Raw genomic sequence first — 24,530 nt, forward strand, 5'->3', positions numbered from 1 at the left:
CTGCGGATGGCGTGGTTTGCTGAAGGGAGAACAGCTGAAATGAATGCCTCGCTGAACACCACCACGACCTCGGTAGCCCGCGTCAAACTGCTGATCGATGGTCAATGGATAGACTCGCAGAGCAGCGAATGGCAAGACATCGTCAACCCGGCCACCCAGGAAGTGCTGGCGCAGGTGCCCTTCGCAACGGCCGCTGAAGTAGACGCTGCCGTTGCCGCTGCGCATCGGGCTTATTGCAGCTGGCGTGAGACGCCCATCGGCGCCCGCATGCGCATTATGCTCAAGTTGCAGGCGCTGATACGCGAACACTCGAAACGCATTGCGGCGGTGTTGAGTGCTGAGCAGGGCAAGACCCTGGCCGATGCCGAGGGAGATATCTTTCGCGGCCTTGAGGTGGTCGAGCACGCATGCTCGATAGGCACGTTGCAGATGGGCGAGTTCGCTGAAAACGTGGCCAGTGGCGTCGACACCTACACCTTGCGCCAACCCATCGGCGTGTGTGCCGGAATCACCCCGTTCAACTTCCCGGCGATGATTCCGCTGTGGATGTTTCCAATGGCGATTGCCTGTGGCAACACCTTCGTCCTCAAGCCGTCCGAACAGGACCCGCTCTCGACCCTGCTGCTGGTCGAGCTGGCGATCGAGGCTGGCGTACCTGCTGGTGTGCTCAATGTGGTGCATGGCGGCAAACAGGTGGTGGACGCTATCTGCACGCACAAGGACATCAAGGCTGTTTCCTTCGTCGGCTCGACCGCTGTCGGCACGCATGTTTACGACCTGGCCGGTCGGCATGGCAAGCGCGTGCAGGCGATGATGGGCGCGAAGAATCATGCAGTGGTGCTGCCCGATGCCAACCGTGAGCAGACGCTGAATGCGCTGGTCGGTGCAGGCTTTGGTGCGGCGGGGCAGCGCTGCATGGCGACGTCGGTGGTGGTGCTGGTCGGCGCGTCGAAACAGTGGCTGCCGGACCTCAAAGCACTGGCGCAGAAACTCAAGGTCAATGCAGGTCACGAGCCAGGCACCGATGTCGGGCCGGTGATTTCCCGACGGGCGAAGCAGCGCATTCTCGATCTGATCGAAAGCGGCGTGCGTGAAGGTGCGACCCTTGAGTTGGATGGTCGGGAAGTGTCGGTGCCGGGTTATGAAGGTGGCAACTTTGTAGGGCCGACACTGTTCTCGGGTGTTACCACCGACATGCAGATATACACCCAGGAAATCTTCGGTCCGGTGCTGGTTGTGCTGGAGGTTGGCACTCTTGATGAGGCCATCGCACTGGTCAACGCCAACCCGTTCGGCAACGGCACCGGCTTGTTCACACAAAGCGGTGCCGCAGCGCGCAAGTTTCAAAACGAGATCGATGTCGGTCAGGTAGGGATCAATATTCCGATCCCTGTGCCGGTGCCGTTTTTCAGCTTCACCGGCTCGCGGGGTTCCAAGCTGGGTGATCTGGGGCCATATGGCAAACAGGTGGTGCAGTTCTACACTCAGACCAAGACCGTCACCAGCCGCTGGTTCGATGACGACAGCGTGAATGACGGCGTGAACACCACGATCAATTTGCGTTGAGTGCTGACCGGTAAAGCGCCAGGTCAGGCCAAGGAGAACAACAATGAACATCGCCTTTATCGGTCTGGGCAATATGGGCGCGCCCATGGCCCGCAACCTCATCAAAGCCGGGCATCACCTGCAATTGTTCGATCTGAACAAAGACATACTGGGCGAGTTTGCCGAGTTAGGCGCACGGATCAGCGCCTCACCGAGGCAAGCTGCCGAAGGCAGTGAGCTGGTCATCACCATGTTGCCCGCCGCAGCGCATGTGCGCAGCGTGTACCTGAATGACGACGGTGTATTGAAAGGCATCGCGTCCGGTGTTCCGGCAGTCGATTGCAGCACCATCGATCCCCAGACCATCCGCGACATTGCCGCCATTGCCGCGCAACAAGGTGTTGTATTGGGCGACGCGCCGGTGTCGGGCGGGACAGGCGGTGCGCAGGCCGGGACGTTGACGTTCATGGTCGGCGGCTCGGCGCAGCACTTTGCAACGCTCAAGCCGGTGCTGGAAATAATGGGCCGCAACATCGTGCATTGTGGTGACGTGGGCACCGGGCAGATCGCCAAAATCTGCAACAACATGCTGCTGGCGATTTCCATGATCGGCGTGTCTGAATCGATGGCGCTGGGCAATGCGCTGGGTATCGACACCGAAGTGCTGGCCAGCATCATCAATACCTCGACGGGCCGTTGCTGGAGTTCCGAGGCGTACAACCCTTGGCCCGGCATTGTTGAAACCGCGCCGGCATCGCGCGGCTACAGTGGTGGCTTCGGTGCCGAGCTGATGCTCAAGGATCTGGGGTTGGCAACCGAAGCAGCGCGCTCGGCGCGTCAACCGGTAATACTCGGCGCGGTGGCCCAGCAGTTGTATCAGGCGATGAGCCTGCGCGGCGATGGCGGCAAGGATTTCTCGGCGATTATCGAGGGGTACCGCCAGAAAGCGTAGGTGCTTCATGGATGGGGCCTTGATATGTGTATCCGGTTTTTACATTAGGAAAACGCGGCATAACCGGCTACTTTGGACCTCGTCAGACCCGCGCAGGGATGCCCGGTACGCCTCGATAAGAAGCGCCGCGTCCCTTGCCCGGAGGCTGGCGCTGCACTCATCAAACGTCCCTGACTCAGAAAAAGAAGAGATCGATCATGAAGTTCGAACCCCTCGCCAGGTCGCTGCTCGCGACGGCATTGATTGTCGCGTATTCCCCCACATTCGCCGCGTCACAAGCCCCGGTTGCTGCAGAAAACGGCATGGTCGTGACTGCCCAGCAGTTGGCCACTCACGTGGGTGTCGATGTGCTCAAGAATGGTGGCAATGCGGTCGATGCCGCCGTTGCAGTCGGCTACGCGCTGGCAGTGGTTTATCCCGCAGCCGGCAATCTGGGCGGTGGTGGTTTCATGACCATTCAACTGGCAGACGGGCGGAAGACCTTTCTCGATTTCCGTGAAAAGGCGCCGTTGGCCGCCACTGCCGACATGTACCTGGACAAGGACGGCAAGGTCATCCCGGACCTGAGCGCCAAGGGCCATCTAGCCGTCGGCGTACCGGGCACCGTGTCCGGCATGGAAATGGCGCTGAGCAAATACGGCACGCGCAAGCGTGAGGAAGTCATCGCGCCGGCGATCAAGCTGGCCGAGGACGGTTTCGTGCTGGGGCAGGGCGACGTCGACATGCTGTCCAGTGCTACGGATGTGTTCAAGGCGGACATGGTCGATTCCGGTTCGATCTTCCTCGATAAGGGTCAACCTATGCAGGTCGGCCAGAAACTGGTGCAGAAAGACCTCGCCAGGACCCTCAAGGAAGTTTCCGAGAAGGGCAGCGACGGTTTCTACAAAGGCTGGGTCGCCAAGGCGCTGGTCGATTCGAGTCAGGCCGGCAAGGGCATCATCACCCAGGCGGACCTTGATCATTACAAGACCCGCGAGCTGGCGCCGGTCGAGTGTGATTATCGCGGCTACCACGTCGTATCCGCGCCGCCACCGAGTTCCGGCGGTGTAGTCATCTGCCAGATTCTGAATATTCTGGAAGGCTACCCGATGAAAGAGCTGGGCTTCCGCTCGGCGCAGGGGATGCATTATCAGATCGAAGCGATGCGTCACGCCTACGCGGACCGCAACAGCTACCTGGGCGACCCCGATTTCGTCAAGAATCCGGTCGAGCATCTGCTGGACGTCAAATACGCCGCCAAGCTGCGCGCAGCCATCGATCCGCAGAAAGCTGGTGACTCAAACAAGATCAAGCCAGGCGTCGCGCCCCATGAAGGCAGCAACACCACGCATTACTCGATTGTCGACAAATGGGGCAACGCGGTCTCGGTGACCTACACCCTGAACAACTGGTTTGGCGCGGGCGTCATGGCCAGCAAGACCGGTGTGATTCTCAACGACGAAATGGATGACTTCACGGTCAAGGTCGGTGTACCCAACATGTACGGACTGGTGCAGGGCGAAGCCAATGCCATCGCGCCAGGCAAGACGCCGTTGTCGTCGATGAGCCCGACCATCGTCACCAAAGACGGCAAGACGGTCATGGTCGTCGGTACACCGGGCGGCAGTCGCATCATCACGGCAACCCTGCTGACCATGCTCAACGTTATCGACTACGGCATGAACATTCAGGAAGCGGTGGACGCGCCGCGTTTCCATCAGCAGTGGCAGCCTGAAGAAACCAACATCGACACCTTTGCGGTCAGCCCTGACACGCTGAAGATTCTCGAGAGCTGGGGCCACAAGTTTGCCGGACCGCAACCGCTCAACCATGTAGCGGCGATTCTGGTCGGTGCGCCTTCGCTGGGGGGCAAACCGGTCGGTAACAACCGCTTCTACGGTGCCAATGACCCGCGTCGCAACACCGGGTTGTCGCTGGGTTACTGAGTTGCTCTGCTGATCACGCCACGGCCCTGAGCTTCAGGGACGTGGCGTTTTGGTTTGCGGGTATCGGGTCAGTTGCGCACCCAGCGCTGGCGGCTCCAGCTGCTCAACGCATCGACGGCGAACACCAGGATCAGCATCGCCAGGATCACGCTGCTGGCCTGCGCCTCCTGAAACAGACTGAGACTGACGTAAAGCATCTGCCCCAGTCCGCCTGCGCCGACAAAGCCCAGCACGCTGGCCATGCGAATGTTGTTTTCCCAGCGGTACAGCGTGTAGGCCAGCAACTGCGGCCACAGATCGGGCAGTGTGCCGTAGACGAATGCCTGCCACGCGCTGCCACCTTGCAGACGAATCGCAGCGGCGGGCTCTGGCGAGGTATTTTCCAGCGCTTCGGCAAACAGGCGGCCGAGCACCCCTGTGGTGTGCAGCGCCAGTGCCAGCGTGCCCGCATTGGGTCCGAGCCCGGCAGCCAGCACCATCAGCACCGCCCACACCAGTTCGGGGATGGCGCGTAGCGCATTCAACAGCAGACGACTCAGGCTGCGCAACGGCCAGCCCAAACGCCCGGCAGCGGGCAACGCGAGCAGCAGACCGCCGATGGCTGCCAGCAACGTTCCCAGTGCCGACATGGCCAGAGTTTCCAGCGCGCCCTTGGCGATTGCCTGTACATGATCGCCGCTGAGATCCGGGCTCATGAAGCGCAGCGCATAACGGCCCATCTGTGTCAGATTGTCGTGACTGCCCAGCGTAAACAGGTCCATGCCTAGGTACAGAAACGATCCGGCCACCGCTGCGACCATCGCCAGCAACAGCAGTACGTTACCTGCGCGCCTCATGTGAACTGCCTGCGCAGCAAGCGACTGAGCTGGTCGGCGAGCAGCACCAGCAGCAAGAACGTCAGCAGCATGCTCGCCACCTCATCGCCTGCGAACATACGCATCGACAGATCGATCTGCTGCCCCAGTCCGCCTGCGCCGACAAAGCCCATGACCACTGAGGCCCGCACGGCGCACTCCCAGCGATACACGGTGTAAGAAGTCAACTCGGCTGCGGCGTTGGGCAGGATGCCGTAGGCCAGCGCCGCGAGGCGTCCGCTGCCCGACTGGAGCAGGGCGTGGGCCGGGCGCTGATCCACTGATTCGAAAATCTCGGCGTACACCTTGCCGAGCATGCCCGCGTAAGTAATGGCGATGGCCAGCACGCCGGCAGTGGGTCCGAGGCCGACCGCGCGCACGAACAACAGCGCCCAGACGATCTCCGGCACGCTACGCAGGAAGATCAGGATGCCGCGCACCGGCCAGCGTAAACATTGGCCCGGCCAGCCGGTACGCCCGCCACGCGAAGCTGCCGACAGCGAAAGCGCCTTGCTGGCGAGCAGACTTGCCGGCACAGCCAGCAGCAGCGCCAGGGCGATACCGGCAGTGGCGATGGCGAGGGTTTGCAGGGTGGCCTCCAGTAGCAGGCCGAGGAATTCTGCGGAATGCGCAGGGGGCCAGAACCCGGCGAGAAAATTGCCCATCGTTCTGGCGTTATCGGCTTGCAGCAGTACAAACGGATTCAGCTCGGCCAGACGAATGCCCGGCCACAGCAGTGCGATGGCCAGCAGCGCCAGCAACAGACGCGGTACCGCCGCCGGGTCGCGCTGATCCCGACTCAGCATCGTGGCGTCCAGGCCGTTTCGGCGACGCTGGAGGGGTTCTGAGGGCTCAGTTGTTCATTGGCATACAGTGTGTCGAGGTGTTGCCGTTCGACCTCGCTGGCAGGGAGATCGAAGTGGATGCGTCCATCACGCACGCCGATGATGCGTGGAAAGTGCGCCAGCGCCAGCTCTACGGCGTGCAAGCTGGCGACCAGCGTCACATTGTGCTCGATGGCGTGCTGACACAGCAGCGAGAGCGTGTGATCGGCCAGACGCGGGTCCATCGCCGAAACAGGCTCGTCGGCCAATAACAGTTCAGGGGCTTGATACAAGGCGCGGGCGATGCCGACGCGTTGCAACTGACCGCCGGATAACTGCTGACAGCGCTCGAACAGTTTGTCGGCCAGGTCTAGGCGCGCCAGCACTGCGCGTGCGCCGGGCACGTCCAGTGGATGCAGCAGGTTCAACAGGCTTTTGCCCAGCCCCCATTGCCCCAGCTTGCCCGCCGTTACCGCCGTGACCACGCGCTGGCGCGGCGGTAACGGCGGTGCTTGATGAATCAGCGCAATGCGGCTGCGCAATTGCTGGCGTTGTCTGCTGGAGAGTTGCCAGGGATTTGCCCCCAGCACTTCCAGTTGCCCGGCACTGGGCGGCAGTGCGCTGGCCAGCAGGTTGAGCAAGGTGGTCTTGCCCGCCCCGGATGGCCCGATAATCGCCACACGCTCGCCGCGATCAATGCTCAGGTCCAGCCCGCGCAGCGCCAGCGTGCCATTGCTGTGGCGCAGGTCGATGGCGGACAGACGCAGGGTCATTTCAGCAGGTCGGCAGCGCGAGCGGCTTCTTCGATGCCCTTGTAGTTCTCAGGCTTGGTCTCGATGAAACGGCTGGCGGCCTGCAAATCGAGAATCGCCTTCTGCTCGGGGTTGGCCGGGTCGAGGTCAAGGAATGCCTGTTTGATCTTCGCCGCCAGTGCTGGGTCGAGGCTGCCGCGCACGGTCCAGTTGTAGTCGAAATAAGCCGGTGTGGTCTCGAAGACGTGGACCTTGCTGGTGTCTACCTTGCCGCTGGCGACCAGTTTGTCCCACACACTGGCATTCAATACGCCCGCATCGACCTTGCCAGCTTGAACCCAGGCAGCGGTCGCGTCATGCGCGCCCGAGTAAGCGACGCGGCTGAAGAACGTCTCCGGCTTGATGTTTTCCTTGAGCATGAAATAGCGCGGCATCAGGCTGCCGGATGTCGACGACACCGAGCCGAAGGCAAACGTCTTGCCCTTCAGGTCGGCGAGGCTTTTCACGTTCGGATCGGAGGTGATGAATTTGCTGGTGAATTTGGCGTCCTGTTCGCGCTGTACCAGCGGCACGGCGTTGCCAGTCTTGAGGTTGACCTGAACAAAGGTGAAGCCGCCCAGCCAGGCCATGTCGAGCCGGTCGGTGGCCAGCGCTTCAACCACTGCCGGGTAATCCGCCACCGGGACGAACTCGACTTTCATGCCCAGTCGTTGTTCCAGATAAGCCCCCAGCGGTTTGAATTTGCGCAGCAGTTCGGTGGGTGCTTCGTCGGGAATGGCTGAAACGCGCAGGGTGTCGGCTGCATGGCTGGTCAGCGCGGAGAAGGACAGGGCAAGGCCGGCGGCGAGCGCCAGGGTACGCTTGAGCATGGAAGTTCTCCGGTTCAATAGTGAAAAAAGGGGCGAAGGCCGCGTGAGTGAACAGGCAGCGTTGCGCAGGATTCAGTGGTGGTGCGCGGGGATTATAAGAGGCATGGCGAGAAAGGCCAGTTAAGCAGCGTACTGTCGGCTGGCACAACCGGCGGGCGACGCGGTTTGCGCTGATATGCGAACAGCACCTAGACTCCGCAGCCTGTTTCCCGCTTACCGAGAGTGTCGCCATGAATGAGCCAATCCGCCTGACCCAATACAGTCACGGAGCAGGGTGTGGCTGCAAGATTTCCCCCAAGGTGCTGGACGTGATACTCGCCGGCAGCGGCGCGCAGAACCTTGATCCGAAACTCTGGGTCGGCAATGCCTCGCGTGACGACGCAGCGGTTTACGCGCTGGACGACGAGCGCGGCGTGGTGTCGACCACTGACTTCTTCATGCCCATCGTCGATGACCCGTTCGATTTCGGCCGCATTGCCGCCACCAACGCCATCAGCGATATCTATGCAATGGGCGGCGACCCGCTGATGGCCATCGCCATTCTCGGCTGGCCAGTCAACGTGCTGCCGCCCGAAGTGGCGCGCGAAGTGATTCGCGGCGGTCGTGCCGTATGCGACGCTGCCGGTATCCCGCTGGCGGGCGGCCATTCCATTGATGCGCCGGAGCCGATCTTCGGTCTGGCCGTCACCGGTGTGGTGCAGAAAAAGCACATGAAGCGCAACGACACCGCCCAGGCCGGCTGCACGCTGTACCTGACCAAACCTCTGGGTATCGGCATCCTCACGACCGCCGAAAAGAAGGCAAAGCTGCGCGAAGAGGACGTCGGTCTGGCACGCGACTGGATGTGTACCCTGAACAAGCCGGGCAGCCGCTTCGGCAAGCTGGCCGGTGTAATGGCCATGACCGATGTGACCGGTTTCGGCCTGCTCGGGCATCTGGTTGAAATGGCTGACGGCGCGGGCCTTACCGCACGCCTGGATTACGCCGCCGTGCCGCGCCTGGCCGGCGTCGAGCACTACATCGCCGAGGGCTGCGTGCCGGGCGGCACATTGCGCAATTTCGACAGTTATGGCGACAGGATCGCGGCCTTGAGCGATGCCCAGCGCGACCTGTTGTGCGACCCGCAGACCAGCGGCGGCCTGCTGGTCGCGGTCAGCCCTGAAGGCGAAGCGGAGTTTCTCACCGTTGCTGCCGAACTCGGCTTGCTGCTCAACCCTATCGGCACCTTGCTTGAGCGACAGACCCACGCCGTCGAGGTGTTCTGATGGCCGACAACAGCAGCGACTACCGCGCACTCTTTCTCAACGATGTGCCGATGATGGATGCCCGCGCCCCGGTGGAGTTTTCCAAGGGCGCTTTTCCGGGTGCGATCAACCTGCCACTGATGAACGACATCGAGCGGCAGAAGGTCGGCACCTGCTACAAGCAACAGGGCCAGGACGCGGCGATTCAACTCGGGCATCAATTGGTCTGCGGTCAGGTCAAGGACGAGCGAGTCGAGGCCTGGGTCGAATTCGCCAGGGCCAACCCGAATGGCTATCTGTACTGTTTTCGCGGCGGTCTGCGCTCGCAGACCGTGCAGCGTTGGCTGAAAGACGCCGGGGTCGATTACCCGCGCATTCTCGGCGGCTACAAGGCCATGCGCACCTTCCTCCTCGACACCTTGCACGCCGCCGTGACCGAGTGTGAGCTGGTGGTTCTCGGCGGCATGACCGGCACCGGCAAGACCGAAGTATTGACCCGGTTGTCCAACAGCCTCGACCTGGAAGGGATTGCCAATCATCGCGGCTCCAGCTTCGGCAAGCGCGCCACCGGGCAACCGGCGCAGATCGATTTCGAGAACCGTCTGGCCATCGACCTGCTTAAAAAACGAGCAGCCGGTATCGAGCAATTCGTTGTCGAAGACGAAAGCCGTCTGGTCGGCAGCTGCAACGTGCCGCTGGAGCTGCACCAAGCCATGCAAAACTGTCCGATGGTCTGGCTGGAAGACAGCTTTGAACATCGCGTCGAGCGCATTCTGGCGGATTACGTGGTCGACCTCTGCGCCGAGTTCATCAACGTCAAGGGCGAAGAGCTCGGCTTCGGGCTGTTCGCCGATCGCCTGCTGCAAAGCCTGAACAACATTCACAAACGCCTGGGCGGCGAGCGTCATCAGCGTTTGCTGTTGCTCATGCAGGCGGCGCTTGAAGAGCAACAGCGCAGCGGCGCGGTTGACCTGCATAAGGGCTGGATCGAAGGTCTGCTCGGCGAATACTACGACCCGATGTACGGTTATCAACGCGAACAGAAAGCGGCCCGCATCGAATTCGCGGGCAATCAGATGGAAGTGTCGGGTTATTTGAATGAGCGTGCAGCGCGGCGGGGTTAGCTGCGAGGCCTTTAGCAAGCGGACAGGGATGCCATGAGCACAGTCTTCGATTTCTACCAACACCTTGGATGGGGCCTTTCGGCGCTGGTGATCGGCACCTTTCTGCTGGCGGGCATGGTCAAGGGGGTCATTGGCCTCGGTCTGCCGACGATAGCGATGGGCCTGCTGGGCCTGGCGATGTTGCCGGCGCAGGCTGCGGCACTGCTGATCATTCCCTCGACCCTGACCAACGTCTGGCAATTGGCCGCCGGCGGGAATTTGCGGCCGCTGCTGAAACGTCTATGGCCGATGCTGAGCATGATCTGTATCGGCACGCTGGCCGGTTCTTTCTGGCTGGGCATGAGCGGCAGTCATTCGATGACGCGGGTACTGGGCGGGGCGCTGCTGCTTTATGCGCTGAGTGGACTGTTCCTGCCGACGTTCAGGGTCGCGGCGAGTGCCGAACGCTGGCTGGGGCCGTTGTGTGGTTTGGTCACCGGGGTCATTGCTTCGGCGTCCGGGGTTTTCGTGATTCCGGCCGTGCCTTATCTGCAAGCGCTCGGGCTTGAACGTAATCAGCTGATACAGGCGTTGGGATTGTCGTTCACCGTTTCTACCCTTGCGCTGGCAATCGCGTTGTCATGGAGCGGCGCGTTGGGCGGTGCGGAACTGGGTGCGTCCATGCTGGCACTGGCACCGGCGCTGCTGGGCATGCTGTTCGGCCAATGGCTACGGCAGCGGATCAGCGCGGTGTTGTTCAAGCGCATGTTCTTTATCGGGATGGGTCTGCTGGGGCTGCATTTGCTGATCGCGGGCTAGGTGCTTCAGGGCTGACATGCTTGTCTTTTAGTACGTTTTTTGACCAGCGCATAAGGCCTCGAGGGTTTCGCCCGGCCTCTGTAGAAGCGGACCTGGCGAAGCTTTGATTGTCCACGAAGGCTATGTGCAGGGCGATAAATTCTCTGAGAATGTACGACCCTCTTCGCGGACAAGTCCGCTCCTACAAAAAACCAGCTTCACGCTCTTCCGTGAACTTCGCAAAAGTTTGCGTGGCTTGCGGGCCTGGAATTCATGCCCGCGCAATCGTCAGTGATGCTCGCGGGTAGCGCGGAATTTCACGTCAGGCCAGCGTTCTTCCATCAGGGCAAGGTTCACGCGGGTAGGGGCGAGGTAGGTCAGGTGACCGCCGCCGTCCACTGCCAGGTTTTCCACCGCCTTGTTTTCAAACTCTTCGAGCTTCTTCTTGTCGGCGCATTCGATCCAGCGGGCCGACCAGACGGTGATCGGCTCGTAGGCGCATTCGACCTTGTACTCTTCCTTCAAACGGCTGGCGACCACATCGAACTGCAGTACACCGACGGCACCGAGAATGATGTCGTTGCTGCGCTGCGGGAAGAACACCTGGGTGGCACCTTCTTCGGCCAGCTGTTGCAGGCCCTGACGCAGTTGCTTGGACTTGAGCGGATCCTTCAGGCGCACGCGACGGAACAGTTCCGGGGCGAAGTGAGGGATACCAGTGAAGCCCAGTGCTTCGCCTTCAGTGAAGGTATCGCCGATCTGAATGGTGCCGTGGTTGTGCAGGCCGATGATGTCGCCTGCGTAGGCTTCTTCCAGTTGTTCACGTTCCGAGGAGAAGAATGTCAACGCGTCGCCGATCCGCACGTCTTTGCCCAGGCGTACGTGGCGCATTTTCATGCCTTTCTCATAGCGGCCCGAGCAGATGCGCATGAAGGCAATCCGGTCGCGGTGCTTGGGGTCCATGTTTGCCTGGATCTTGAACACGAAACCGGCGAATTTCTCTTCGACCGGCTCGACGGTACGCTCGTTGGCCACGCGTGCCAGTGGTTTGGGAGCCCAGTTCACCACCGCATCAAGTACGTGATCGACGCCGAAGTTGCCCAGTGCCGTACCGAAGAACACGGGGGTCAGTTGACCGTCGATGAACTCCTGCTGATTGAACTCATGGCAGGCGCCCTGAACCAGCTCCAGTTGCTCGACAAAACGGTCGTACTCGTCGCCCAGGTGGTCGCGCGCTTCGTCCGAATCGAGCTTCTCGATGATCCTGGTCTCGGTGCGTTCGTGACCGTGGCCAGCGGTGTAGACAATGATGTAGTCGTCCGCCAGGTGATAGACACCCTTGAAGTCCCGGTAGCAGCCGATCGGCCAGGTGATCGGCGCCGCCTTGATCTTGAGGACCGCTTCGATTTCGTCGAGCAGTTCGATCGGGTCACGAATGTCACGGTCGAGCTTGTTGATGAAGCTGACGATAGGCGTGTCGCGCAGTCGGCAGACATCCATCAGGGCGATGGTGCGTGGCTCGACGCCTTTACCACCGTCGAGAACCATCAATGCCGAGTCGACCGCCGTCAGGGTGCGGTAGGTGTCTTCGGAGAAGTCTTCGTGGCCCGGGGTATCGAGCAGGTTGATCATGTGGTCGCGATACGGAAACTGCATCACGGATGTGGTAATGGAGATACCACGCTGCTTTTCCATTTCCATCCAGTCGGAGGTGGCGTGACGGTCGGATTTACGCGACTTGACCGTACCGGCGATGGAAATGGCCTTGCCCATCAGCAGGAGTTTTTCCGTGATGGTGGTTTTACCCGCATCCGGGTGGGAAATAATGGCGAAAGTGCGGCGTTTCGCGACTTCGGCGGCCTGTTGGGTCATGGGAAATCGCCTGGGATGGGATCGAAAAAGGGCGCAGATTATAGCTCAACTTGCGGCAATATCCGAACCGTTCAGACAATAAACGATGGCGAGATAATGTCTCGTGTGGGAACCTTTCGGGTCGTGGAGACGTCCACTCCCCCGTCAAGGCTCGCAACGAAGCCAACGCAAGGGGCTGATTCATCAGCATGTTGGTTTGACGAAGCTGCGCTTATGGCTTGTGTTTTCGCCGAGGTTAAACCCTTACCGGCGACCCACCCGCTGCTCTTCGCGAACGTTATTGTCGGCGTCCTTTCCGGATGTCCAGATCAACGCGTTCGCCGACTGAAATAAGGAGTCCGCCTGTGGCAAATCGCTATGGCAAGGGGCTATTGGGAGGTGCGGTTGCAATCGCATTCCTGGCCCTGCTGATCCACTGGATCGGCATTAGTACTATCAAGCAATACCAGGATGACCTGTTGTTCTACCTTCAGGCTCACCTGATTCTGGTTCTGGTTTCAATGTTGGCGGCCCTGGTGGTCGGCATCCCTGCGGGTATTGCCCTCAGTCGACCGAGTATGGTTGGACGCGCCGAACGCTTCATGCAGATATTCAACATTGGCAATACCATTCCGCCTCTCGCCGTTCTGGCCATTGCCCTCGGTATTCTCGGGATCGGCAGCGGACCTGCCATCTTCGCGCTGTTCCTCGCCTCCTTGTTGCCTATCGTGCGTAACACCTATGAAGGCCTGAAAAACGTTCAGGGCTCGCTCAAGGAAGCTGCCGTCGGCATCGGCATGACCCCGCGCCAGGTGCTGTGGCAAGTGGAATTGCCCAACGCCGTGCCGATCATCGTCGGCGGTGTGCGAGTGGCATTGGCGATCAACGTCGGTACTGCGCCGCTGGCATTCCTGATCGGTGCCAACAGCCTTGGCAGCCTGATCTTCCCGGGCATCGCCTTGAACAATCAGCCGCAATTGGTGCTGGGCGCAGCGTGTACCGCTCTGCTCGCGTTGCTGCTCGATGGCCTGGTGACACTCGCCAGTCGTACTTGGCTGGAACGTGGCCTGACTCGCTGAGCGAAGGAAATCCAATGAAAAAATTATGCTTGTTTCTAGGCTTTGCCGTGCTGTTGCCGGCATTGGCCCAAGCGGCTGATAAACCGCTGCTGCGCGTTGGCGCGCGGGTGTTCACCGAGCAGACCATGCTGTCTGAACTCACTGCGCAATACCTGCGGACCAAAAATTACGACGTGCAAGTCACCGGCGGTCTGGGCAGCACCCTGGCGCGCAGTGCCCAGGAAAGCGGCCAGCTGGATCTGATCTGGGAGTACACCGGTGTATCACTGGTCAATTACAACCACATCGATGAAAAGCTCGACAGCGCGCAGACCTATGCCCGGGTCAAGGAACTCGACGCAAAGAAAGGTCTGGTCTGGCTTTCCCCGTCGAAGTTCAGCAACACCTATGCCTTGGCCTTGCCGCAGAAAGTCGCCGACAAGTACCCACAGGTCAACACCATGACCGACCTGACTAAAGTCCTCAAGGACGAAGCCAACGAGGGTCATCTCGTAGCGCTGGACACCGAGTTCGCCAACCGTTCTGACGGATTGCTCGGCATGGTCAAGCATTACGACATGAATCTTGGTCGTGAGAACACGCGGCAGATGGACGCCGGGCTGGTCTACACCGCGTTGCGTAACGGCCAGGTGTTCGCCGGGCTGGTGTACACCACAGACGGCCGCTTGAACGCCTTCAAACTCAAGGTGCTGCAAGACGACAAAAGCTACTTCCCGGACTACACCGCTGCTCCGGTAATCCGTCAGGACTACCTGGACAAGCACCCGGACATCGCCGCGTTGCTCAAACCACTGGCCGACCTGCTGGACACCCAGACCATGATCGACCTCAACGCTCGTGTCGACGTCGGCCACGAAAGCCCCTCCACCGTTGCCGCAGATTTCCTGCGTCAGCACCCGATAAATTAAGGAAGGAGACGATATGAGTTTCTTGAGCGCCTTCTCCCATCTGGACTGGGCACAGGTTCTGCACCTGACCTGGCAGCACATCACGCTGGTCGGCATCGCAGTGACCCTGGCAATCCTCGTCGGTGTGCCGCTGGGTGTCCTGATGACGCGTTTCCCGGCATTGGCCGGTCCGCTGCAAGCCAGCGCCACGGTGCTGCTGACAGTGCCGTCGATTGCCCTGTTCGGCCTGCTGCTGCCGTTCTACTCCAAGTTCGGTCAGGGCCTTGGCCCGATGCCGGCGATTACCGCAGTGTTTCTCTACTCGCTGCTGCCGATCATGCGTAACACCTATTTGGCGCTGACCGGCGTCGAGCCGGGTATCCGCGAAGCCGCCAAAGGCATCGGCATGACGTTCGGCCAGCGCCTGCGCATGGTCGAGCTGCCTATCGCCGTGCCCGTCATTCTTGCCGGTGTGCGCACCGCGGTGGTGATGAACATCGGTGTCATGACCATCGCCGCAACCATCGGTGCCGGTGGTCTGGGTGTACTTATTCTTGCTTCTATCAGCCGCAGCGATATGTCGATGCTGATCGTCGGCGCGATTCTGGTCAGCATTCTGGCCATCATCGCCGACCTGCTTCTGCAATGGCTGCAACGCACGCTGACTCCAAAAGGATTACTGAAATGATCGAACTCCAGAACCTCTCCAAGACTTTCCAGAGCAACGGCAAAGAAGTGAAGGCTGTCGATTCGGTCAGCCTCACGGTCAACGAAGGCGAAATCTGCGTCTTCCTCGGCCCGTCGGGCTGCGGCAAGAGCACCACGCTGAAAATGATCAACCGTCTGATCATGCCGACCTCCGGCAAAGTGCTGATCAACGGCGAAGACACTACCGATCTGGACGAAGTGACCCTGCGTCGTAATATCGGCTATGTGATTCAGCAGATCGGTCTGTTCCCGAACATGACCATCGAAGAGAACATCGTGGTGGTGCCCAAGCTGCTCGGCTGGGACAAGCAGCGTTGCCATGACCGTGCTCGCGAACTGATGAGCATGATCAAGCTTGAGCCTAAACAGTACCTGCACCGCTACCCGCGTGAACTGTCGGGTGGTCAGCAACAGCGGATCGGTGTGATTCGCGCACTCGCCGCCGACGCGCCTTTGCTGTTGATGGACGAACCGTTCGGTGCGGTCGACCCGATCAACCGCGAGATGATCCAGAACGAGTTCTTCGAGATGCAACGGGCGCTGAACAAGACCGTGATCATGGTCAGCCACGACATCGACGAAGCCATCAAGCTGGGGGACAAGATCGCAATCTTCCGTGGCGGCAAACTGCTGCAGATCGACCACCCGGACACCTTGCTCGCGCACCCGGCGGACGACTTCGTCAGCAGCTTCGTTGGCCAGGACAGCACGCTCAAACGCCTGCTGCTGGTCAAGGCCGAAGACGCCGCCGACAACGCGCCGTCCGTCAGTCCGGAAACTCCGGTGGCCGATGCGCTGGAAGTGATGGACGAAAATGACCGTCGTTACATCGTTGTCACCGACAGCGAGAACAAGGCAATGGGCTATGTGCGTCGTCGTGATCTGCATCGTCAGCAGGGTACGTGCGCGCAGTTCCTGCAAGAGTTCAATGCCACCGCAGCGTACGACGAGCACCTGCGCATTCTGCTGTCGCGCATGTACGAGTTCAACCGTGCCTGGCTGCCGGTGCTGGATGCCGAGAACGTGTTCTTGGGTGAGGTCACGCAGGAGTCGATTGCGGCTTATCTGAGCTCGGGCCGTTCGCGTGGCATGAAGACCAGTATTGTTTCGCCGGCTGAAACGGCTGCGGCAGAAGCCGCGAGCTGATGGCGAGCGAACCCTGCGCCGCCAAGGCGCAGGGTTCAAGACCCACTCCCGATCCCTGAGACACGAATTCATTCGTGAAATCGGCACTTCAGGCAGGCAACATACCTACGCAGGTGCCTGATTCTTTGCGAATAAGTTCGCGCAGGGAACAGCTTCTAGTAAGGATTGCAGCCCTGTTTGAACACTTCATCCCATGAGACCGCCGGGCGAACAGGTTCGAGGTTCCAGACGCGTTTGTCGCGGGTGTAGATCTTTTTGCCGTTATCGTCGCCGCTCCATTCCAAATGGCACACCAACTGTTGGTACATGCTGCCGTTATCGGGATTCCATTGCTTGTCATTGCCGTATTTGCTGAACAGCTCGGCATACGCTGCCGCTTGCTGCTGTTTGGTCATATTCCTGCCGCATTCGGTGGGCGTAATTTGCAGCGACCAGGGTTGGCCTTTGAGAAACGGGTCGTCTCGTTGCAACCAGGTGGCGCTGGCAATATAGCTCTTGCATTCGTTGTCGATTTTAGGGACCGGGGCGTCTCGGTGTTGATCACCCTCGTTGTAGGTGAAGCGGGCGTCGACATTGTTTGTTGTCGGCAGGTCCACCCGGATAACAGGGACCCATTTGCCGGTCTTCTGAAAGTACCGTTTCTGGTCGCCCCTGGCTTTTTCCAGCCCGGACGGTAGCCCAGGGTTGGGCGTGTAGATGAAGGCAAGGACCGGTAGCTGCGCGTCCTCTTCTGCCCCCCATGCAGGCACCCGTATTTCGCTTTGGGTTTCCATGGCATCTCTGTCGTTCTGGATCATTTGTCTGGCACGGACACCCTGCCAAAATGATTCGGCTTTATCAGCGCGATCTTTGATTTCGAACCCGCATTGTTTTTGATGATCGCTGTTGACCCTTCGGTAATCAGCCAGCCATTGCTCTGCTGTTTTAACCCCGAGGTCCTGACAGGTTTTTTCAATATAGGTCGTCGTGTTACTGTTTTCGCTGCACCCCTCATGGGTTCGATAGTCCGTCCAGGCGTCCAGGGGAAAGAAACACAACGTACTTATTTTGTTTTCGTTCTTGCTAATGAAATCATTCGGTTTCAAAACGAAGCCGTTGGCCTTTTTCAGACCCAGATCTTTATATTTTATGTCCTTGCGCAAGAATGACATCGAGACGCCACCGCTTTTGACCGAGTTCGGGCTTGGGTCCCAGGGTTCGAAGGCCTGCCCGCTATCCGTGCCGCGCAGCCTCAGCCCTGAGCACTGATCAAGCGGTCTTCCCGTTCCGCAATCAGTCGGCGTTCGGTTGTAGTAGTAGCTCATCAGCCAGGCAACGTCGGTGCCTTGACCTGCATACACGGAAGGCGCAGCCAATAAGGCCGCTAATGAAAGTGCGATGAGTATTGTCTTTAGGCGATCCATGCCCCATTCCTCTTTCCTGTGGAAAAGCAGTCAGTAAATTTTTGCTTCGTGCACAAGGAGCGTAAGCAGGTCTGCGAGGGGCGAACACTGTCAGAACTGACAGTGGGTTAGAACGTTTGAGCGCTACAGTGGCTGTTATTAGTGCCAACGGTCAGGCGGGTGCTTGCGTCAGGTTTTGCCAAGTAGTCCGGGCGGGGGTGCAGTGACTGTTACATCTTTTGACGGTCGGCCCTGGAGGCTATTTCGGCGGGAAAGGGGCTCAGAATCTGGAACATTTTCCAGGGGAAAGGGCAGGTCTTACGCTGACAGGGGGATCGAAAAAAGTGGCAGATCATCAGCAAATCCTTTCCAAAATGAACATCAGGCTGTCATGCAGGTCGGTTAATACAATGGGGCATACGTGCCGTACCGGCAGAAACGTCTGCAAATGCGAGATTTTTTGTTGATCTATAACCCCTCAGGTCCTAAAGTTCGCGCCGAACGTCCATGCTGGAAACGATCCATCCGGCTCAAGTACTGACGACGAGACAGCAAGGCCAGGAAGGCAGCCCTTCAGGGCCTTTTTGCTTTCGGCGACATGCCTTGGGAAGTAGGCGAACCAAAGTGGGGATACAGAGGGCGTTCATTTGCACCCATTTACCAATACCGTTTGCCATCAGGAGTTCCAGCAGCATGTCGATCAATGTCGAAGACTACTACTCAGCCGAAACCTTCAAGAAAATGAAGGCGTTCGCTGACAAGCAAGAAACTCCGTTCGTGGTCATTGATACCGCCATAATCAGCAAGGCATATGACGACCTGCGCGCGGGCTTCGAATTCGCCAAGGTTTACTATGCGGTCAAGGCCAACCCGGCCGTTGAAGTCATCAATCTGCTCAAGGAAAAGGGTTCGAGCTTCGACATCGCGTCGATCTACGAGCTGGACAAGGTCATGAGCTGTGGCGTTGGCCCGGAACGCATGAGCTACGGCAACACCATCAAGAAATCCAAGGACATTCGCTACTTCTACGAGAAGGGCGTGCGTCTGTTTGCGACCGACTCCGAAGCCGACCTGCGCAACATTGCCAAGGCGGCACCGGGTTCGAAAGTCTACGTGCGCATCCTGACCGAAGGCTCGACTACGGCTGACTGGCCACTGTCGCGCAAATTCGGCTGCCAGACCGACATGGCCATGGATCTGCTGATTCTTGCCCGCGATCTGGGTCTGGTGCCTTACGGCATCTCGTTCCACGTTGGCTCGCAGCAGCGCGACATCAGCGTCTGGGATGCTGCCATCGCCAAGGTCAAAGTGATCTTTGAGCGTCTGAAAGAAGAAGATGGCATCGTTCTCAAGCTGATCAACATGGGCGGCGGCTTCCCGGCCAACTACATCACCCGCACCAACAGTCTGGAAACCTACGCCGAAGAGATCATCCGCTTCCTGAAAGAAGACTTCGGTGATGACCTGCCGGAAATCATTCTGGAGCCAGGCCGTTCGCTGATTTCAAACGCCGGGATTCTGGTCAGTGAAGTGGTGTTGGTCGCGCGTAAGTCGCGTACCGCAGTCGAGCGTTGGGTGTACACCGATGTGGGCAAATTCTCCGGCCTGATCGAAACCATGGACGAAGCCATCAAGTTTCCGATCTGGACCGAAAAGAAGGGCGAGATGGAAGAGGTTGTCATCGCCGGTCCTACCTGTGACAGCGCCGACATCATGTACGAAAACTACAAGTATGGCCTGCCGCTCAATCTGGCCATCGGCGACCGTATGTACTGGTTGTCGACCGGTGCCTACACCACCAGCTACAGCGCAGTGGAATTCAATGGCTTCCCGCCGCTGAAGTCGTTCTACCTGTAAATTCCTGCGTCAGAAAAAAGCCCATGAAAGTGGGTTTTTTTTTGTCCCGTTTTTCATGACAGACGGGGTTTTGTTTAGGGCAAAAGACACGTTACAGATGGACACGATATGGTCGTCGGTGCATTAATTGCGCCGCGCAATATGAGTGAGAGTAGCGAGCGTGTTGAAGAAAGCCTTGTTTCAGCTGCACTGGTTCTTCGGAATCACGGCAGGTCTGGTGCTGGCCCTGATGGGCATTACCGGAGCCCTGTATTCGTTCGAGGACGAAATTCTCGATGTTCTGAATCCGGACGTGCTGCTCGTTGAGGCGCGTGCCGCCACCCTGCCGCCCATCGAACTTGTCCACAAGCTGGAGGCCGCAACCGGCCTGACTGTCGCCATTCTGCGTGTCGAAACCCTTGGCAATCGGGCCGCTCAGGTGTATTTCACCCCTGAACCCGGCGAGCGGCGAGGTCCCAAACGTAATTTCGATCCTTATACCGGCGAGCTTAAAGGCGATGCCGTCGGTGAAGGCTTTTTCGATTTTGTCCTGCAATTGCATCGCTACCTCGCCGCCGGTGAAGTGGGCAAGCAGATTACGGCGGTCTGTACGCTTATTTTGCTGTTCTTCTGTCTGTCCGGGTTGTATCTGCGCTGGCCTCGCCAGGCGCTGAACTGGCGTGTCTGGTTGACAATGGACTGGGCGAAAAAGGGCCGTAGCTTCAACTGGGACCTGCATTCGATTTTTGGCACATGGTGCCTGGTGTTCTATCTGCTCTTCGCCATCACCGGCCTGACCTGGTCTTATGACTGGGTGAGCAATGGTCTGAACAAATGGCTGGGCGACTCGCCGCTGGAGCAGCGCAAAGTCTCTGCGGGTGGTGCCAGCAGCAAAGCGCCGTTGGTAGTGGATTATGTGGCCATCTGGGACAGCATTCAGAAAACCGCCGGGCCCGAGCTGCGCTCCTATAACCTGCGTTTGCCTGCTGCAGGCGGTCAGGCAGCTAGCGTGTTTTACCTGCTCAAGGACTCTCCGCACCCGCGTGCGCTGAACAGCATCACACTTGATCCAGCCAATGGGCGGGTCAGTTCGGTGTCGCGCTATGCCGAGCGCAGCTTCGGTGCGCAGCTGTTGGCCAGCAACTATGCGCTGCACGTCGGCAGCTACTTCGGCCTGGTCGGCCGAATCGTCATGACTGGCGCATCGTTGATGATGCCGCTGTTTTTCATTACTGGCTGGTTGCTGTACCTGGACCGCCGGCGAAAAAAGCGCGATATCAAAAGCGCTCGTTCTGCTGTGCCAGAAGGAGTGCCAGAAGACGTTTCTGCTGATACGCCTTCCTGGCTGATCGGTTTCGCCAGTCAAAGCGGTTTTGCCGAGCAACTGGCGTGGCAGACCGCCAGCCAGTTACAGGTTGCAGGAGTGCCTGCGCACGTACGGCGACTCGGCGATTTGACCGAGCATGACCTGAGCCAAAGCGCGAACGCGCTGTTTATCGTCAGTACGTTTGGCGACGGAGAGGCGCCGGACAGCGCTCGGGGCTTCGAGCGCAAGCTGCTGGGCAGTCCGCTTGTTCTGGATACGCTTAACTATGCGGTACTGGCGCTGGGTGACCGGCAGTACCCGCATTTCTGCGGTTTTGCCCATCGCCTGCACGAATGGCTGGCGCAATGTGGTGCTCGCACGTTGTTTGCTCCGGTCGAAGTGGACAGGGTCGATGCCGCAGCGTTGCAGCAATGGCAGCAGCAGCTCGGACAACTGACCGGATCTGTGCCGCAATCGAGCAATTGGCAGGGTCCTGTTTTCGAAAACTGGACCCTGGCGCGTCGCGAGCACCTGAACCCTGGCAGCAGCGGCTCGAAGGTGTATCTGCTGAGCCTGATAGCGCCAGTATCCGCCAATTGGCAGGCGGGTGATCTGGTCGAAGTAATGCCCCGAACCCCGGCATCTGTCATTGAACAGTTTCTCAACGGGTTGGGTATCGATCCGTTTACCCACGTGCAGGTCGATGCGTTGCAGGAGTCGCTTTTACAGGCCTTGGCCAGCCGTCAACTGCCGCAAAACCGTGCGCATCTGGTAGGGATGCATGCGCAAGCGCTGGTTAATGCGCTGGCGCCGGTGTCCGCTCGTGAGTACTCGATTGCGTCGATCCCTGAGGATGCCTGTCTGCAACTCATTGTGCGTCAGGAAATTCATCCCGATGGCAGTCTGGGATTGGGCTCCGGCTGGTTGACCGAGCATGCGGCGCTCGACAGTGCCATCAGCCTGCGGTTACGCCGCAACGGCAGCTTTCACCTGCCGACCGAGCCGGTCCCGTTGATATTGCTGGGCAACGGCACCGGACTTGCCGGGTTACGCAGTTTGCTCAAGGCGCGCATCGCTCAAGGGGCTGTGCGCAACTGGTTGCTATTTGGCGAGCGTAACCGGGCGCACGACTTCCATTGCGGTACAGAAATCGATGGCTGGCTGGAGGCCGGTTATCTGACTCGGCTGGACTTGGCCTTCTCTCGTGATCAAACAGAAAAAATCTACGTGCAGGACCGCTTGCGCGAAGCCGCGGATGAACTGTGCGCATGGGTAAGCGAGGGGGCGGCCATCTATATCTGCGGCAGCTTGCTGGGTATGGCGGCGGGGGTGGATGAGGTCTTGAAGGAAGTGTTGGGCGAGCAGGCACTCAGCGAGCTGATCGAGCAGGGGCGCTATCGGCGGGATGTGTATTGAATGGCGCTCGTAGCAATGTGTCGGCATGCGAGCAAGATCTGACGCGGAGCGTCCAGAACTGCATGCCCACGCTGGCGTGGGCACGATAGTCTTATAGCCTGAAGCTACGCCGCTACAAACTGCTCCGCGTAGTGGCAAGCCACCTGGCGGTTATCGACCAGCCTCAGTTCCGGGACGTCTGTTGCGCAACGCTCGGTCGCGTAGGGGCAGCGCTTGTGAAAGGCGCAGCCGCTTGGCGGGTTGAGAGGGTTGGGCAGCTCGCCGACGATCTTGATCTTCGGTTTGAGCGGGTCCGGGTGAATGGTTGGGGTCGCTGACAGCAGTGCTTGCGTGTAAGGGTGCAGCGGGCGGTTATAGATTTCTTCCTTGGGACCCATTTCCGCAGGGCGGCCCAGATACATCACCAACACCGTATCGGCGACATGACGCACCACCGACAGGTTGTGGGAAATGAATACATAGGCGGTATTGAATTCCTTCTGCAGGTCCATGAACAGGTTCAGCACCTGCGCCTGAATCGACACGTCCAGCGCCGAGGTGGGTTCATCCGCCACCAGTACTTTCGGCTGCAGCATCATCGCCCGTGCCAGCGCGATACGCTGACGCTGACCGCCGGAGAACATGTGCGGGTAGCGCTGATAGTGCTCAGGGCGCAAACCGACCTGAGCCATCATGGCCTGCACTTTTTCGCGGCGTTCTGCGGCTGACAGTTTGGTATTGATCAACAGTGGCTCGCCGAGTTGGTCACCGACCTTCTGGCGCGGGTTGAGCGAGGCGTAAGGGCTCTGGAAGACCATCTGCACGTCCTTGCGCAGCTGTTTGCGCTCGGACTTGCTGGCCCCGGTCACTTCCTGGCCGGCGATTTTCAGCGAGCCGGATGAAGGCTCTTCGATCAGCGTCAGGGCGCGGGCCAGAGTCGACTTGCCACAGCCGGATTCGCCGACCACGGCCAGGGTCTTGCCTGCTTCCAGTTCAAAGGACACGCCGTTAAGCGCGCGCACCAGCGCGGTACCTTTGAACAAGCCGCGAGAAACTTCGTAGTGACGGGTAAGGTCGCGGGCGGTAAGTACGACGCTCATTACGCCACCTCCTGGTTCAAGGGATAGAAGCAACGAGCCAGGCTATGCGCCTTGGGGGCCAGATCCGGACGCTGCGTCCGGCAGTTGTCACGCACATACGGGCAGCGCGGCGACAGCAGGCAGCCCTGCGGACGGTCATAGCGGCCCGGGACCATGCCCGGCAGCGTGGCGAGGCGCTCGGCGCCCATGCTGTGCTCGGGAATGGCCGCCAGCAAGGCTTCGCTGTACGGGTGGGCTGGCACGTTGAACAGGCCAGGCACTTGACCCACTTCGACCGCCTGACCGGCGTACATTACGCAGACGCGTTGCGCAGTTTCTGCCACCACGGCCAGGTCATGAGTGATCAGCACCAAGGCCATGTCCTGCTCTTTCTGCAGGCTTAGCAGCAGTTCCATGATCTGCGCCTGGATGGTCACGTCCAGTGCAGTGGTCGGCTCGTCGGCGATCAACAGCTTTGGCTCGCCGGCGATGGCCATGGCAATCGCCACACGCTGGCTCATGCCGCCCGACAATTGGTGCGGGTAGGCATTCAGACGCGCAGCGGCGCCAGGGATTTCGACCTTTTCCAGCAGCTCCAGCGCACGCTGGCGTGCAGCCTTGCCCGACATGTTCAGGTGCTGACGCAGGACTTCCTCGATCTGGAAGCCCACGGTGTAACTTGGATTAAGGGCGGTCATCGGGTCCTGGAACACCATTGCCAGGTCTTTGCCAATAATGCGACGACGCTGCCTGGAGTTGAGCTTGAGCAGGTCCTTGCCGTCGAAATTGAGCGCGTCGGCGGTGATGATGCCAGGGGAGTCGATAAGCCCCATCAGCGCCATCATGGTCACCGACTTGCCGGAGCCCGACTCGCCGACAATGGCCAGTACTTCACCCTTGTCGACGCTCAGGGACAGGCCGTCCACAACAGGTACAGCAGTAGTGTCGCCGAAGCGGACGTTGAGATTCTTGATTTCAAGAAGTGACATGCGAAT

The 24,530-nt window shown here is 59.6% G+C and carries 20 protein-coding genes; 12 read left to right on the plus strand and 8 right to left on the minus strand.

All coding sequences use genetic code 11. The features are described from left to right. Window positions 1–39: 39 nt before the first annotated feature. The 3 genes from N018_RS03840 to ggt all read left to right on the plus strand — a co-directional run bounded on the left by N018_RS03840 (window position 40) and on the right by ggt (window position 4,422). A complete protein-coding gene (locus tag N018_RS03840; protein WP_025388881.1) occupies window positions 40–1,566 on the plus strand; it encodes a CoA-acylating methylmalonate-semialdehyde dehydrogenase in 1,527 nt (508 codons plus the stop codon). Window positions 1,567–1,609: 43 nt separating this feature from the next. Then, window positions 1,610–2,497 (plus strand): 3-hydroxyisobutyrate dehydrogenase, encoded by an 888-nt coding sequence (gene mmsB / locus N018_RS03845; protein ID WP_024645592.1) that lies wholly within the window; start codon window positions 1,610–1,612, stop codon window positions 2,495–2,497. A gap of 197 nt (window positions 2,498–2,694) precedes the next feature. Continuing rightward, window positions 2,695–4,422 carry a gamma-glutamyltransferase gene (gene ggt / locus N018_RS03850; protein WP_025388882.1) on the plus strand — a complete coding sequence of 576 codons (1,728 nt, stop codon included), beginning with the start codon at window positions 2,695–2,697 and terminating at the stop codon, window positions 4,420–4,422. Between the two features lie 68 nt (window positions 4,423–4,490). On the opposite strand, the gene phnE is transcribed toward ggt, so the two are convergent. The 4 genes from phnE to N018_RS03870 are packed head-to-tail and all read right to left on the minus strand — an operon-like array spanning window position 4,491 to window position 7,721. After that, complete coding sequence (gene phnE / locus N018_RS03855; RefSeq protein WP_025388883.1) at window positions 4,491–5,258, minus strand: phosphonate ABC transporter, permease protein PhnE; 768 nt, start codon at window positions 5,256–5,258, stop codon at window positions 4,491–4,493. Beyond that, entirely contained in the window at window positions 5,255–6,082 is an 828-nt protein-coding gene (locus N018_RS03860) for a PhnE/PtxC family ABC transporter permease (protein WP_025388884.1), read from the minus strand. Before N018_RS03860 ends, phnE begins: the two co-directional genes overlap by 4 nt. After that, window positions 6,076–6,873: a phosphonate ABC transporter ATP-binding protein gene (locus N018_RS03865; RefSeq protein ID WP_025388885.1), complete on the minus strand. Its 798-nt coding sequence runs from the start codon at window positions 6,871–6,873 to the stop codon at window positions 6,076–6,078. Before N018_RS03865 ends, N018_RS03860 begins: the two co-directional genes overlap by 7 nt. Next, window positions 6,870–7,721 carry a putative selenate ABC transporter substrate-binding protein gene (locus N018_RS03870; RefSeq protein WP_024645587.1) on the minus strand — a complete coding sequence of 284 codons (852 nt, stop codon included), beginning with the start codon at window positions 7,719–7,721 and terminating at the stop codon, window positions 6,870–6,872. The genes N018_RS03865 and N018_RS03870 overlap by 4 nt, the downstream gene beginning before the upstream one ends. Before the next feature lie 230 nt (window positions 7,722–7,951). Here N018_RS03870 and selD point away from each other — a divergent pair, with 230 nt between their 5' ends. The 3 genes from selD to N018_RS03885 are packed head-to-tail and all read left to right on the plus strand — an operon-like array spanning window position 7,952 to window position 10,887. After that, window positions 7,952–8,986, plus strand: coding sequence for a selenide, water dikinase SelD (gene selD, locus N018_RS03875; RefSeq protein ID WP_024645586.1), 1,035 nt, complete (start codon window positions 7,952–7,954; stop codon window positions 8,984–8,986). Further along, window positions 8,986–10,089 (plus strand): tRNA 2-selenouridine(34) synthase MnmH, encoded by a 1,104-nt coding sequence (gene mnmH, locus N018_RS03880; RefSeq protein ID WP_025388886.1) that lies wholly within the window; start codon window positions 8,986–8,988, stop codon window positions 10,087–10,089. Before selD ends, mnmH begins: the two co-directional genes overlap by 1 nt. Window positions 10,090–10,122: 33 nt before the next feature. Continuing rightward, window positions 10,123–10,887, plus strand: coding sequence for a sulfite exporter TauE/SafE family protein (locus N018_RS03885; protein WP_025388887.1), 765 nt, complete (start codon window positions 10,123–10,125; stop codon window positions 10,885–10,887). Window positions 10,888–11,154: 267 nt separating this feature from the next. Here N018_RS03885 and N018_RS03890 read toward each other — a convergent pair whose 3' ends face one another. Further along, on the minus strand, window positions 11,155–12,738 hold the full coding sequence (locus tag N018_RS03890; RefSeq protein ID WP_024645583.1) for a peptide chain release factor 3: 1,584 nt from the start codon (window positions 12,736–12,738) through the stop codon (window positions 11,155–11,157). Window positions 12,739–13,037: 299 nt separating this feature from the next. On the opposite strand from N018_RS03890, the gene N018_RS03895 reads away from it, so the two are divergent. Genes N018_RS03895 through N018_RS03910 form a run of 4 tightly spaced genes read left to right on the plus strand, consistent with a single transcriptional unit; the run spans window position 13,038 to window position 16,537 of the window. Next, the gene (locus tag N018_RS03895) at window positions 13,038–13,796 is read left to right on the plus strand and encodes an ABC transporter permease (protein WP_195757165.1); all 759 of its coding nucleotides are present in this window, start codon (window positions 13,038–13,040) and stop codon (window positions 13,794–13,796) included. 14 nt (window positions 13,797–13,810) lie between these two features. Next, window positions 13,811–14,704, plus strand: a complete 894-nt coding sequence (locus tag N018_RS03900; RefSeq protein WP_025388889.1) for a glycine betaine ABC transporter substrate-binding protein — start codon at window positions 13,811–13,813, stop codon at window positions 14,702–14,704. 13 nt (window positions 14,705–14,717) lie between these two features. Further along, window positions 14,718–15,371, plus strand: coding sequence for an ABC transporter permease (locus N018_RS03905; protein WP_024645580.1), 654 nt, complete (start codon window positions 14,718–14,720; stop codon window positions 15,369–15,371). Beyond that, window positions 15,368–16,537 (plus strand): osmoprotectant ABC transporter ATP-binding protein OsmV, encoded by a 1,170-nt coding sequence (locus N018_RS03910; protein ID WP_024645579.1) that lies wholly within the window; start codon window positions 15,368–15,370, stop codon window positions 16,535–16,537. The genes N018_RS03905 and N018_RS03910 overlap by 4 nt, the downstream gene beginning before the upstream one ends. 155 nt (window positions 16,538–16,692) lie before the next feature. Here N018_RS03910 and N018_RS03915 read toward each other — a convergent pair whose 3' ends face one another. Continuing rightward, entirely contained in the window at window positions 16,693–17,940 is a 1,248-nt protein-coding gene (locus tag N018_RS03915; protein WP_229631255.1) for a DUF2599 domain-containing protein, read from the minus strand. A gap of 672 nt (window positions 17,941–18,612) precedes the next feature. On the opposite strand from N018_RS03915, the gene N018_RS03920 reads away from it, so the two are divergent. After that, window positions 18,613–19,776, plus strand: coding sequence for a type III PLP-dependent enzyme (locus tag N018_RS03920; RefSeq protein WP_024645577.1), 1,164 nt, complete (start codon window positions 18,613–18,615; stop codon window positions 19,774–19,776). Between the two features lie 163 nt (window positions 19,777–19,939). Continuing rightward, entirely contained in the window at window positions 19,940–22,477 is a 2,538-nt protein-coding gene (locus tag N018_RS03925; protein WP_025388890.1) for a PepSY domain-containing protein, read from the plus strand. A gap of 104 nt (window positions 22,478–22,581) precedes the next feature. Here N018_RS03925 and N018_RS03930 read toward each other — a convergent pair whose 3' ends face one another. Together N018_RS03930 and N018_RS03935 are read right to left on the minus strand one after the other, a co-directional pair. Continuing rightward, the gene (locus tag N018_RS03930) at window positions 22,582–23,556 is read right to left on the minus strand and encodes a peptide ABC transporter ATP-binding protein (protein ID WP_024645575.1); all 975 of its coding nucleotides are present in this window, start codon (window positions 23,554–23,556) and stop codon (window positions 22,582–22,584) included. Further along, on the minus strand, window positions 23,556–24,524 hold the full coding sequence (locus N018_RS03935; RefSeq protein WP_025388891.1) for an ABC transporter ATP-binding protein: 969 nt from the start codon (window positions 24,522–24,524) through the stop codon (window positions 23,556–23,558). The genes N018_RS03930 and N018_RS03935 overlap by 1 nt, the downstream gene beginning before the upstream one ends. Window positions 24,525–24,530: the final 6 nt, after the last annotated feature.

It is taken from the genome of Pseudomonas syringae CC1557 (genome assembly GCF_000452705.1).
Classification (GTDB): Bacteria; Pseudomonadota; Gammaproteobacteria; order Pseudomonadales; family Pseudomonadaceae; genus Aquipseudomonas; species Aquipseudomonas syringae_F.

Coding starts and splice junctions, on each gene's coding strand:
- N018_RS03930 (WP_024645575.1), bottom strand. CDS start 23,556: ATGAGCGTCGTACTTACCGCCCGCGACCTTACCCGTCACTACGAAGTT.
- N018_RS03870 (WP_024645587.1), bottom strand. CDS start 7,721: ATGCTCAAGCGTACCCTGGCGCTCGCCGCCGGCCTTGCCCTGTCCTTC.
- N018_RS03890 (WP_024645583.1), bottom strand. CDS start 12,738: ATGACCCAACAGGCCGCCGAAGTCGCGAAACGCCGCACTTTCGCCATT.
- selD (WP_024645586.1), top strand. CDS start 7,952: ATGAATGAGCCAATCCGCCTGACCCAATACAGTCACGGAGCAGGGTGT.
- N018_RS03860 (WP_025388884.1), bottom strand. CDS start 6,082: ATGCTGAGTCGGGATCAGCGCGACCCGGCGGCGGTACCGCGTCTGTTG.
- mnmH (WP_025388886.1), top strand. CDS start 8,986: ATGGCCGACAACAGCAGCGACTACCGCGCACTCTTTCTCAACGATGTG.
- N018_RS03910 (WP_024645579.1), top strand. CDS start 15,368: ATGATCGAACTCCAGAACCTCTCCAAGACTTTCCAGAGCAACGGCAAA.
- N018_RS03905 (WP_024645580.1), top strand. CDS start 14,718: ATGAGTTTCTTGAGCGCCTTCTCCCATCTGGACTGGGCACAGGTTCTG.
- N018_RS03885 (WP_025388887.1), top strand. CDS start 10,123: ATGAGCACAGTCTTCGATTTCTACCAACACCTTGGATGGGGCCTTTCG.
- N018_RS03935 (WP_025388891.1), bottom strand. CDS start 24,524: ATGTCACTTCTTGAAATCAAGAATCTCAACGTCCGCTTCGGCGACACT.
- N018_RS03895 (WP_195757165.1), top strand. CDS start 13,038: ATGTCCAGATCAACGCGTTCGCCGACTGAAATAAGGAGTCCGCCTGTG.
- ggt (WP_025388882.1), top strand. CDS start 2,695: ATGAAGTTCGAACCCCTCGCCAGGTCGCTGCTCGCGACGGCATTGATT.
- phnE (WP_025388883.1), bottom strand. CDS start 5,258: ATGAGGCGCGCAGGTAACGTACTGCTGTTGCTGGCGATGGTCGCAGCG.
- mmsB (WP_024645592.1), top strand. CDS start 1,610: ATGAACATCGCCTTTATCGGTCTGGGCAATATGGGCGCGCCCATGGCC.
- N018_RS03865 (WP_025388885.1), bottom strand. CDS start 6,873: ATGACCCTGCGTCTGTCCGCCATCGACCTGCGCCACAGCAATGGCACG.
- N018_RS03840 (WP_025388881.1), top strand. CDS start 40: ATGAATGCCTCGCTGAACACCACCACGACCTCGGTAGCCCGCGTCAAA.
- N018_RS03920 (WP_024645577.1), top strand. CDS start 18,613: ATGTCGATCAATGTCGAAGACTACTACTCAGCCGAAACCTTCAAGAAA.
- N018_RS03900 (WP_025388889.1), top strand. CDS start 13,811: ATGAAAAAATTATGCTTGTTTCTAGGCTTTGCCGTGCTGTTGCCGGCA.
- N018_RS03915 (WP_229631255.1), bottom strand. CDS start 17,940: ATGGATCGCCTAAAGACAATACTCATCGCACTTTCATTAGCGGCCTTA.